8 protein-coding genes and 1 other annotated feature are annotated in these 9,628 nt (G+C 44.4%); all 8 genes read right to left on the bottom strand.

What is annotated here, in order from left to right; translation table 11 throughout:
- Positions 1 to 195 precede the first annotated feature (195 nt).
- Positions 196 to 639 carry a hypothetical protein gene (locus QGT46_RS04880; RefSeq protein ID WP_301589808.1) on the bottom strand — a complete coding sequence of 148 codons (444 nt, stop codon included), beginning with the start codon at positions 637 to 639 and terminating at the stop codon, positions 196 to 198.
- Between the two features lie 502 nt (positions 640 to 1,141).
- Positions 1,142 to 2,200 carry a sigma-70 family RNA polymerase sigma factor gene (locus QGT46_RS04875; RefSeq protein ID WP_024726633.1) on the bottom strand — a complete coding sequence of 353 codons (1,059 nt, stop codon included), beginning with the start codon at positions 2,198 to 2,200 and terminating at the stop codon, positions 1,142 to 1,144.
- A 275-nt stretch (positions 2,201 to 2,475) separates the two neighbouring features.
- Positions 2,476 to 3,261, bottom strand: coding sequence for a tryptophan synthase subunit alpha (gene trpA, locus QGT46_RS04870; RefSeq protein WP_148459273.1), 786 nt, complete (start codon positions 3,259 to 3,261; stop codon positions 2,476 to 2,478).
- Entirely contained in the window at positions 3,251 to 4,441 is a 1,191-nt protein-coding gene (trpB, locus tag QGT46_RS04865) for a tryptophan synthase subunit beta (protein WP_095142860.1), read from the bottom strand. Before trpB ends, trpA begins: the two co-directional genes overlap by 11 nt.
- Positions 4,438 to 5,058, bottom strand: coding sequence for a phosphoribosylanthranilate isomerase (locus QGT46_RS04860; protein WP_148459272.1), 621 nt, complete (start codon positions 5,056 to 5,058; stop codon positions 4,438 to 4,440). Before QGT46_RS04860 ends, trpB begins: the two co-directional genes overlap by 4 nt.
- Positions 5,055 to 5,834, bottom strand: a complete 780-nt coding sequence (gene trpC / locus QGT46_RS04855) for an indole-3-glycerol phosphate synthase TrpC (RefSeq protein WP_148459270.1) — start codon at positions 5,832 to 5,834, stop codon at positions 5,055 to 5,057. Before trpC ends, QGT46_RS04860 begins: the two co-directional genes overlap by 4 nt.
- Positions 5,835 to 5,844: 10 nt before the next feature.
- The gene (locus QGT46_RS04850) at positions 5,845 to 7,482 is read right to left on the bottom strand and encodes a bifunctional anthranilate synthase component II/anthranilate phosphoribosyltransferase (RefSeq protein ID WP_148459268.1); all 1,638 of its coding nucleotides are present in this window, start codon (positions 7,480 to 7,482) and stop codon (positions 5,845 to 5,847) included.
- Positions 7,479 to 8,936, bottom strand: a complete 1,458-nt coding sequence (trpE, locus tag QGT46_RS04845; RefSeq protein ID WP_148459266.1) for an anthranilate synthase component I — start codon at positions 8,934 to 8,936, stop codon at positions 7,479 to 7,481. The genes QGT46_RS04850 and trpE overlap by 4 nt, the downstream gene beginning before the upstream one ends.
- Positions 8,937 to 9,030: 94 nt before the next feature.
- Positions 9,031 to 9,287: a binding site (T-box leader), on the bottom strand.
- Between the last annotated feature and the right edge of the window lie 341 nt (positions 9,288 to 9,628).

The following is a 9,628-nucleotide window of genomic DNA, read 5'->3' as shown; positions in this document are numbered from 1 at the left end:
TTTTGTAACTGTTATATATAAAGTAAGGGCGAAAAGCCTGTTTTTCAAGACTTTCGCCCTTCATTATCATAGAAGAATCTTATTTACAGACTTTTTTTCATAGTCTCGACAAATCTGATCTGTTCAGATTCACAAAAAGCTCCTGTACCCCCTCACTCATTAAGGGACCCAGGAGCTTTTATTACTCTGCCTTCTTTATTTTTTCTTTTTCCCTAACCCTGCTGCAAATCCGGTCAATGCCGTCCCGAACACCAGAATGAGACACAGAATCTGTCTCTCGTCTCCTGTTCTGCTGACACGCCCCCTTCTCGCTCTTTTCTTATACTCCCATTCCGGCACAGTCTCCTCTGTTTCCGGCTGGCAGTCTCCTCCGTCAGGGCCAAAGGATTCTCTGTGATCTCCTGTCAATGTCACTTTTACTGTGGCTTTCTTTCCGTCTGACAGAGAAAACGTAAAACCAAAAACCCCTGTTTTGCCATTTTTCTTTGCCCGGTTGATCACTGCCAGCTGTGTTTCATCGACTAGTATCCTCATATTATCCAGATTTTTGTCTTTTCCATGGGAATAAGTCAATTTAAACTTCCCGACTTTCCCCTGTTTTTTATGTTCATTGATCTTTTTAAACTGTTCCTGATCCACAAAGAAATCATCTAAAGAAATATTGTTGCCGTCTTTATCCTATCCTTTTTTATTCGCCAAGGGGACGATCGTCTCATCAGCGCCCAAGATCACTTCTGTGATTTTTTCTTTATCCGTGGATCTGTTTAAGCTCCTCACCCCAATTTTCCACATATTTTGGCAAATTGCTCGTTTCGGTACTGGTTTTGGTTTCCGATTCTTCTGTTGTCGGTTCTGTATTCTCTGTATTTCTTATGTTCGCTTCAGACTTTCTATCTTCTGTCTGTTTTGCTGCTGCTCCTTTGCCTCATTATCTGACATTTTTTCTTATCAGGTATTGGTACCTGGAAAAAGAGTTAGACCAAAAATAAATATTTTTTAAGCAGTTTGCTGAATACAAATGATTCCTTCATACATTTGTTCGCATCCTGTCCATAGGACGAACTTTCATATGCAACAAAAAAGGAAGGAGTGCCTGCATGGCACATCCTTCTCCCAGTTATCTTTTCTCTTGTTACCAAAATCAGTCTTCAATATAGGCTCTGAGAGATTTCGTTTCTTTTTTCATTCTCAACTTTCTCAAAGCTTTTCCTTCGATCTGCCGTATGCGCTCTCTTGTCACATGATATTCTCTCCCTACTTCCTCCAGGGTCCAGATCCTGTTTTCTACAAACCCGAAACGCAGCCTTAAAATCGTCTGTTCACGTTCGGTAAGTTCCGACAATATCTCATTTATCTGTTCAGAGAGAATTCCCTGCTCCGCCGTCTGATATTGTTCCGGCATGCTCTCATCCGCCACAAAATTTATGAGCATCGCGTCTTCCTCTTCTCCGACCGGAGAATCTAAAGATACAGTGTCACTGTACAATCTCATGATCTCATCCATTTGATCTCTGCCGATCCCCATCGATTCTGCCAGTTCATCTGCATTTGGCTCCCGTCCGTTTTTTTCGAGAAATTTTCTGGCCGCATTGTTCACTTTCCCCATCTTTTCTTTCATATGGACCGGTATCCGGATAGTCCTGGCCTGGTCCGCGATAGCCCTCGTGACAGACTGACGGATCCACCACATGGCATATGTGCTGAACTTGTACCCTCTCCGGTAATCAAACTTGTCCACTGCTTTCATAAGTCCTATATTGCCTTCCTGGATCAGATCCAGAAGGGCCATGTTGCTGCCGGCGGCATATCTTTTTGCAACACTGACGACCAGACGCAGGTTGGAATTGATCATTTTATCTTTTGCTGACTGGCTTCCCGCTTCAATTTCCTTTGCCAGTCTTTCTTCCTGGTCTCTGGAAAGCAGCGGAATCCTGCCTATCCTGTGCAGATAAGCCTTCACTGAATCCTCCATCACAGGATTTTCAGCTTCTGCCGCGTCTGTCTGCTGCCGGTCTGCCTGGCTTGCTGCTGTAAAATCTGAAAATTCTATACTCTGGTCTCTCAGACGGCCGATAACATAATCAAATTCCTGCTCACTTAAACTCTTATCAAAGATCTGATCGACCTCATCCAGCTGAATGACATTATGGTTCTGACCGGCCATTTTTATAAGTTCTTGTATCCGTTTCTCTATTTGCACTGCAGTGTGGCTCCTTTCTCTGAAAAATAGCAAAGTGGACAATCCCACTTCATCTCCTAAGCTCCACTCTTTGAGGGGCTTTTTTATTCCACAGAACGAACTTTTCTATGATATAAAAGAAGACCGGAGCTAATTCCGGTCTCAGCATTTTGCTTTATATACTTATTTTACCACATTTTTAAAATTTTAATAAGTTTTCAGAAAAATATTTTTAAATTTTATTAATATCTGACATTTATTCACCAATACAATTTGTACATTTTGCACAAAAATTTTTATTCATCCAACGCATCCCGAAGGCCTTTCGTAAACTCATATACCTTTTTGGGGCTGTCTTCCCCATACTCGCTGATGATCTTTACAATAGCACTGCCCACGATGACGCCGTCACAGTACCGGCTCATCTTTTTGGCCTGTTGGGGGCCTGAAATCCCAAACCCTACGGCACAGGGAATTTCTGTATTTTTCTTGATCACGTCAAAAAACGCGTCAAAATCTGTGGTAAACTCATTTCTTGTCCCCGTCACACCGATGGATGAGACACAGTACAAAAATCCCTCTGCGTCTTTTGCGATGGATTCGATTCGGTCGTGAGAAGCAGGCGTCACCAAGCTGATATTGTCAACGCCATGTGCCGTGGCTGTCCCCTGTATCTCATCCTTTTCCTCAAACGGCATATCCGGCACGATGACACCGTCGATCCCGCATTCATTGCAGAGATCAAAAAAACGTTCCGTCCCAAAACGGTAGATCGTATTTAGGTACATCATCATCACAAACGGAGTATCAGTTTCATTTCTGAGTTCCTTGACCATTTTAAAAATTCCGGCCAGTGTAGTCCCTCCTTCCAGGGAATGCTGGCTGGCTTCCTGGATTACGATCCCTTCTGCAATGGGATCAGAAAACGGAATCCCGATTTCTATGATATCCGCCCCGGCATTTACCATGCTCATGATGTTTTTCTTTGTAGTCTCATATCCAAAATCACCGGACACAATATAGGTGATCAGCGCTTTCTGTCCATTTGTCTTTCTCTTCTCAAATGCTTCTTTAATTCTCATCTAACTTCACCCCTCTATATCTTGCTGCCTGAAATACATCCTTGTCTCCCCGCCCGGACAGACAGATCACGACACTTTCATCCTTTTTCATATTCGGAACTATTTCCATTGCCGCAGCTACCGCATGGGCTGATTCAATGGCAGGGATAATCCCTTCCATCCTTGTCAGATACTCAAATGCGCACACCGCCTGTTCATCCGTGATGCTCAGATATTCTGCCCTGCCGATGTCATGAAGGTGGGCGTGCTCCGGTCCGATTCCCGGATAGTCAAGCCCTGCGGAAATAGAATAAACCTCATCAATCTGTCCTTCCTCATTTTGAAGAAAAAGGCTCTTCATTCCGTGAAAAATACCCTTGCTCCCCCTGGCGATCGTGGCGGCATGCTGGATTGTATGAACTCCTCTTCCCGCTGCTTCGGCTCCGACAAGGCGCACTTTCTTATCTTTTACAAAATCATAGAAAGCTCCCATGGCATTGCTCCCGCCTCCCACACATGCGATGACACAGTCCGGCAATTTTCCTTCTTTCTCCTGTATCTGGCGTTTTGTCTCTTCCCCGATGATCTTCTGAAAATCCCTGACCATGGTCGGATAAGGATGGGGCCCCATAACAGAACCGATGCAGTAAAAAGTCGTTTCAATATTCGTAGCCCAGTCTCTCATAGCCTCATTGATCGCGTCTTTTAAGGTCCGTGTCCCGCTCTGCACAGCCACTACCTTTGCTCCGAGCAGTTCCATCCGGTAAGCATTGAGACTCTGGCGTTCCACATCCTCCGCTCCCATGTAGACGACACATTCCATATCAAACAGCGCCGCCACTGTGGCTGTTGCCACCCCATGCTGTCCTGCTCCGGTCTCGGCAATGATACGCTTCTTACCCATCCTCTTCGCAAGCAAAATCTGTCCGAGCACATTATTAATCTTATGGGCTCCGGTATGGTTTAAATCTTCCCTTTTCAGGAATACCTTCGCACCGCCCAGATCCCTGGTCATACGCTTTGCCTCATACAGCATAGACGGCCTGTTTGCATAGTTCTTATAATATTCATGCAGCTCTTCCAAAAAGTCTGGATCATTTTTATATTTTTCATATGCCTCATTCAGTTCATTAACTGCGTTCATTACGATTTCAGGCACATACTGGCCTCCGAAATCTCCGAATCTTCCGATTTTATTCATGCTTTCCTCCTCTTGCACAACTGTATCACCTTCCGCATTTTTTCTCTGTCCTTGACTCCGCCGGTCTCAATCCCGCTGGAAATATCAATTCCATACGGTTCTGTGTTTCTCAAGATCACAGGCAAATTATCAACCGTCAGGCCTCCCGCTATAAAATACGGTTTCCTGATCTCTGCCTGATCAAGCACAGCAAAATCCATGACCTTCCCCGTGCCTCCATAAGACTCTTCTGAAAAACTGTCCAGTAAAAGCTTATCCGCCGGGAGTTCCTGCGCTGCTTGAATATCTTTTGCCGTTCTCACCCGGACAGCTTTCCATATTTCTTTTCCGGTTTTATGTCTCACTTCTCTGATATACTCGTCGTCTTCATCTCCGTGCAGCTGAATGATGTCGAGTCCTGCCTCTTCTGATATGGAAATCAGTGACCGGAGCGGTTCATTTACAAAAACGCCGACTTTTTTAACAAGCGGGTCCAGCTGTTCCCCCAATTTTTTTGCCTCTCCGCCGCTGACTTTCCTTCTGCTTTCAGCAAAAACAAACCCTATATAGTCCGGAAGACACTCATTTGCGTAAATTATTTCATCCGGTCTGCGAAGCCCGCACATTTTAATTCTCATAGACTCCCTCTCAGTTCATTGATTGTATTTTTAATATCTCCCGAGCGCATCAGGGTCTCTCCGATCAGCACTGCATCGGCCCCGTACTCTTTCACTTCCTTTATATCGTTTCCGTTTTTCATGCCGCTCTCGGAGACGAGAACTGCATCATACGGTACCAGTTTTGCCAATCGTTTCGTAGTATTCAAGTCCACATGAAACGTTTTCAAATCCCGATTATTGATGCCGATGATATCACATTTACAGCGGACAACTTTTTGAAGTTCCTCCTCATTGTGAACTTCTGTAAGGCAGAACAGTCCCAGAGATGCCGCCAGCCGGGAAAGTTTTATAAGTTCTTCTTCTGAAAGGATCGCGGCGATCAGCAGGACTGCATCGGCTCCCAGCACTTTTGCCTCATAAATCTGGTATTCGTCAAATATAAAGTCTTTTCTCAGGATCGGCAGATTTACGCTGGCTCTGATGTCCGCCAGATATTTGTCTGCTCCTTTGAAGAAATGTTCCTCTGTCAGACAGGAAATGGCGTCTGCTCCGGCTTCCTCATAGGCCTTCGCCTGCTCTGTGGGACGGAAATCTTCTGAGATGATCCCTCTGGACGGGGATGCTTTCTTTACTTCAGATATAATGGAAATGCCGTCAGCCTTCAGGGCGGCTTTGAAATCCAAAGAGACCCTCCTGGAATTTAAAGCCATCTCCTTCATATCTTCCAGTGGGAAATTTTCTTTTTCTCTCTCAAGCTGTTCTCTTCTCTTCTCTACAATATCATCTAAAATCATTGGTTTTCTCCTAATAGCGATTGGTAAATTCAATGAATTGGTTCAGTTTTTCTATGGCCCTGCCGGAATCAATGGACTGCCTTGCCATCTCGATTCCTTCCTTCATATCTTTTGCGGCCCCTATGGTATAAAGGGCGCTTCCCGCATTGAGAAGTACGATGTCCCTTTTTGCCCCCTGTTCTTTTCCAGTCAGGATTTCTCTGGTAATCACCGCATTTTCATCGGATGTTCCTCCTTTGATGGAGTCCTTTTCTGCCATAGAGATTCCGAATTCTTCCGGACTGATCTTATAAGAAATCAGCTTACCATCCCGGATCTCACAGATACTGGTCGTATCGGATATGGAGATCTCATCCAGGCAATCATCCCCGTACACGATCATTGCCTGCTTCACACCCAGATTCTGCATAACTTCTGCCATAGGCCTCAGAAGATCTTCCTCGTAAACACCGAGTACAATATAATTTGTCATCGCCGGATTTGCCAGAGGCCCTAAAATGTTAAATACAGATCTCACACCAAGCTGGGCTCTCACAGGTCCGGCATATTTCATGGAGCCATGGTGAGTCTGTGCAAACAGGAAGGCGACTCCCACTTCCTCCAGGCATCTCTGATTCTGTTCCGGGGAAAGTCCGATCCTGGCACCCAAGGCTTCCAGCACATCGGCCGCTCCGCTTTTAGATGAGACACTGCGGTTTCCATGTTTTGCAACCTTCTGTCCCGCCCCTGCGATCACAAAAGCGGATGTTGTGGAGATATTAAAACTGCTGGCCAAGTCACCGCCGGTTCCTACAATGTCAATAGCCTCTGTCTCATCGGGAACAACGGCCGCTTTTGCGCGCATGACTTTTGCAAATCCGGTAATTTCATCCACCGTCTCATGATTCATGCGCAGCCCTGTGACAAAACTTGCAATCTGAGCCTGGGTCGCACCTCCTGACATGATGCAGTCCATAGCCTCGTATGCCTCATCAGCCGTCAGATGTCTTCCCTCGACGATTTTTTCTAAATATGGTTTCATTGCAGTTTTCTGTGCAGGTTCTATTTCTTTCACCTTATTTTCTGCCTTTGTCTCTATGCCTGCCATCTTTAAGAAATTTTCAAAGATTATTTTTCCTGACTCCGTCAAAATGGATTCCGGATGAAATTGTATGCCGTACACGTCATAGTCTCTGTGTTTTACAGCCATGATCTGGCCCTCATCGTCTTCGGCCGCAACAGTGAGCACTTCCGGTATTCCCTCCCTCTCAATGATCAGAGAATGGTATCTGGCTGCCGGAATTGTTTCCGGAAGTCCCTGAAACAGAGGAAAGCTGCTGTCAATCTGAATCTTACTCTGTTTTCCGTGCATCAGAGATTTGGCATGAACTGTTTTTGCCCCAAATACTTCGCCGATGGCCTGGTGTCCAAGGCAAATTCCAAGCACCGGAACTTTCCCTGCAAAATACCGGACTGCCTCTTTTGATATGCCCGCAGTCTCCGGATATCCCGGTCCCGGAGAGATGATCAGTGCTTCGATCTCTTTTTGTGCGAGTTCTTCCACCGTAGCCTCATCATTTCTGACGACCTCAATATTTTCATACAGCTCGCCGATCCCCTGGCAGATGTTATAAGTAAATGAATCGTAATTGTCTATTAATAAAATCATAATTCTGCCGCCTCCTTAATCGCATTGATGACTGCCAGCGCTTTGTTTTTGGTCTCTTCGTATTCTTTTTCCGGTTCTGAATCGGCCACAATCCCGGCTCCTGCCTGAACATAGCCTTTTCCATCTTTAAAAAGCACTGTGCGGATCGCAATACACGTATCGATGTTTCCGTCAAATGCCAGATATCCCACGGTTCCTCCGTACAGCCCGCGTTTTTTATTTTCCAGTTCATCTATAATCTCCATGGCTCTGACTTTCGGTGCACCGGACAATGTGCCTGCAGGAAGTATGCTCATAAGAGCATCCAGTGCAGTTTTGTCTTCTCTCAGTTCTCCCTGTACGTCGCTGACTAAATGGGTAACCTTTGAATATTTTTCTACTGACATAAAGTTATCCACACGAACTGTTCCAAATCGGCTGACTCTTCCCACATCGTTCCGCCCAAGATCTACAAGCATCGTGTGCTCCGCCTGTTCTTTCGGATCATGCATGAGCTGTCTGACCAGAATATCATCCTCTTTTTTCGTAGTCCCTCTTGGCACAGTACCCGCGATCGGTTTTGTAGTCACGATTCCATTGGTAACACTTACGAGCATCTCCGGGGAGGCACCTGCGATCTGATAATCTACAAAGTCAAAAAAGTATAAATACGGCGATGGATTTGTTGTTCTTAAACATCGGTAAACATCAAACGGATCTGCCTCGCTTTCCACTTCAAATCTCTGTGACAGCACCACCTGGAAAATATCACCGTTTCTTATGTATTCTTTTGCTTTTTCCACCTTGGATTGGTACTCTTCCTTTGTAAGATTAGAAATAATCTTAGTCTCTTTTTTATCTGTGCGATCTTTTCTGGTCATCCGGAAATTGTCGATCTGTTCAATCATTTGCCTTGCTCTAGGCTCAAGGCTCTTATATTTTGTCTCCAGATCATCATCCCCGTGGACATTCTGAATGACGATCACCCGGTTCGTGAGATGGTCAAATGCCATAATCTCATCATACATACACAAATGACATTCCGGCATGTTCAGGTCATCCTCCGGCACATTGACCAGTTTCTTTTCCACAAACCGAATCGTGTCATAGCCGAAATATCCAATAAATCCTCCGGTAAGCTTTGGCTTATCAATAAGCACCGGAGATTGGTATGCATTGACCATCTCGATTAAATATGAAATATGATTTTCCACTGTCTGCTTTTTACCGTCTATTTCTATCTCAGTGCCGTTTATCTTTACTTCCTTTTTTGGATTCACACCGATAAATGAATACCTCCCCCACTGATCTCTGTTTTCCACACTTTCCAGTATAAAAGATGGGGTACCGGTCTTTCTAAGTGCCATAAATACCTGAATCGGTGTCACATGATCGGCCAGCACCTCATAAAACACCGGTACCGTCGGATAAATCGTCAATAAATTTTTCACCTGTTCTAATGTTGGACTTAACATATAATCCTCCTATCTTTTCACATCGTGCGTTTTTATTAAATAGGGAAGGTCGTAGAACTTTCCTATGAAATAAAAAAGGCCTATCATCCCTCATACAAGGGACGATAGACCGTGGTGCCACCCAAATTTAAGAGTCCTTCCGAAATTACAGACTCTCCTCTTAGAGTACTCCGCCTAAGCTTTTATACTCCGTTCCCGTAACGCGGGATCACGTCGACAGTTACTGACAATATGCGTTCTCTGCGCTCCTCACAAACCCATTCGCATGACTCGTATCTGCTGTCTTCCACCAACCGGCAGCTCTCTGTAAAACCGCTTGACATGCTACTTACTTTTGCTCAAAGGATTTCTCAATTTTTTATTATTATATTCCAGGGCACCAAATAATGTCAAGAACTTTTTCTTTTTTCATGTGCATCAGTATAAGGATGGAAATCATTCTCACTTCGATGATTGGAAGGATTAGAATTTTATTTAGATTCGGTTGAAATGAGATTCGTACATCTGATGCCGCGTAATTTAGTAGTAGTTTATAGTTGAGAAGAGATGAATGATATATTCGTACAAGATATGGTGAGAATGATTCCTCATCCTTAATTTACATTATAATACATTTCTCTTTGTTTTTCAACCATAATTTTACTATTATTACATTTCCATCTTAAACAGATCATTTGTTTTCTAATTTGTTC

Source organism: Anaerostipes faecis, assembly GCF_910574135.1.
Classification (GTDB): Bacteria; Bacillota; Clostridia; order Lachnospirales; family Lachnospiraceae; genus Anaerostipes; species Anaerostipes hominis.
This window is presented reverse-complemented; position numbering and strand designations above follow the sequence as displayed.

Excerpts from the sequence above, each read along its gene's own strand:
- trpA (WP_148459273.1), bottom strand. The coding sequence starts at position 3,261 with ATGAGAATTAAAGAAGCATTTGAGAAGAGAAAGACAAATGGACAGAAA.
- trpB (WP_095142860.1), bottom strand. The coding sequence starts at position 4,441 with ATGAATAAAATCGGAAGATTCGGAGATTTCGGAGGCCAGTATGTGCCT.
- QGT46_RS04860 (WP_148459272.1), bottom strand. The coding sequence starts at position 5,058 with ATGAGAATTAAAATGTGCGGGCTTCGCAGACCGGATGAAATAATTTAC.
- trpC (WP_148459270.1), bottom strand. The coding sequence starts at position 5,834 with ATGATTTTAGATGATATTGTAGAGAAGAGAAGAGAACAGCTTGAGAGA.
- QGT46_RS04850 (WP_148459268.1), bottom strand. The coding sequence starts at position 7,482 with ATGATTTTATTAATAGACAATTACGATTCATTTACTTATAACATCTGC.
- trpE (WP_148459266.1), bottom strand. The coding sequence starts at position 8,936 with ATGTTAAGTCCAACATTAGAACAGGTGAAAAATTTATTGACGATTTAT.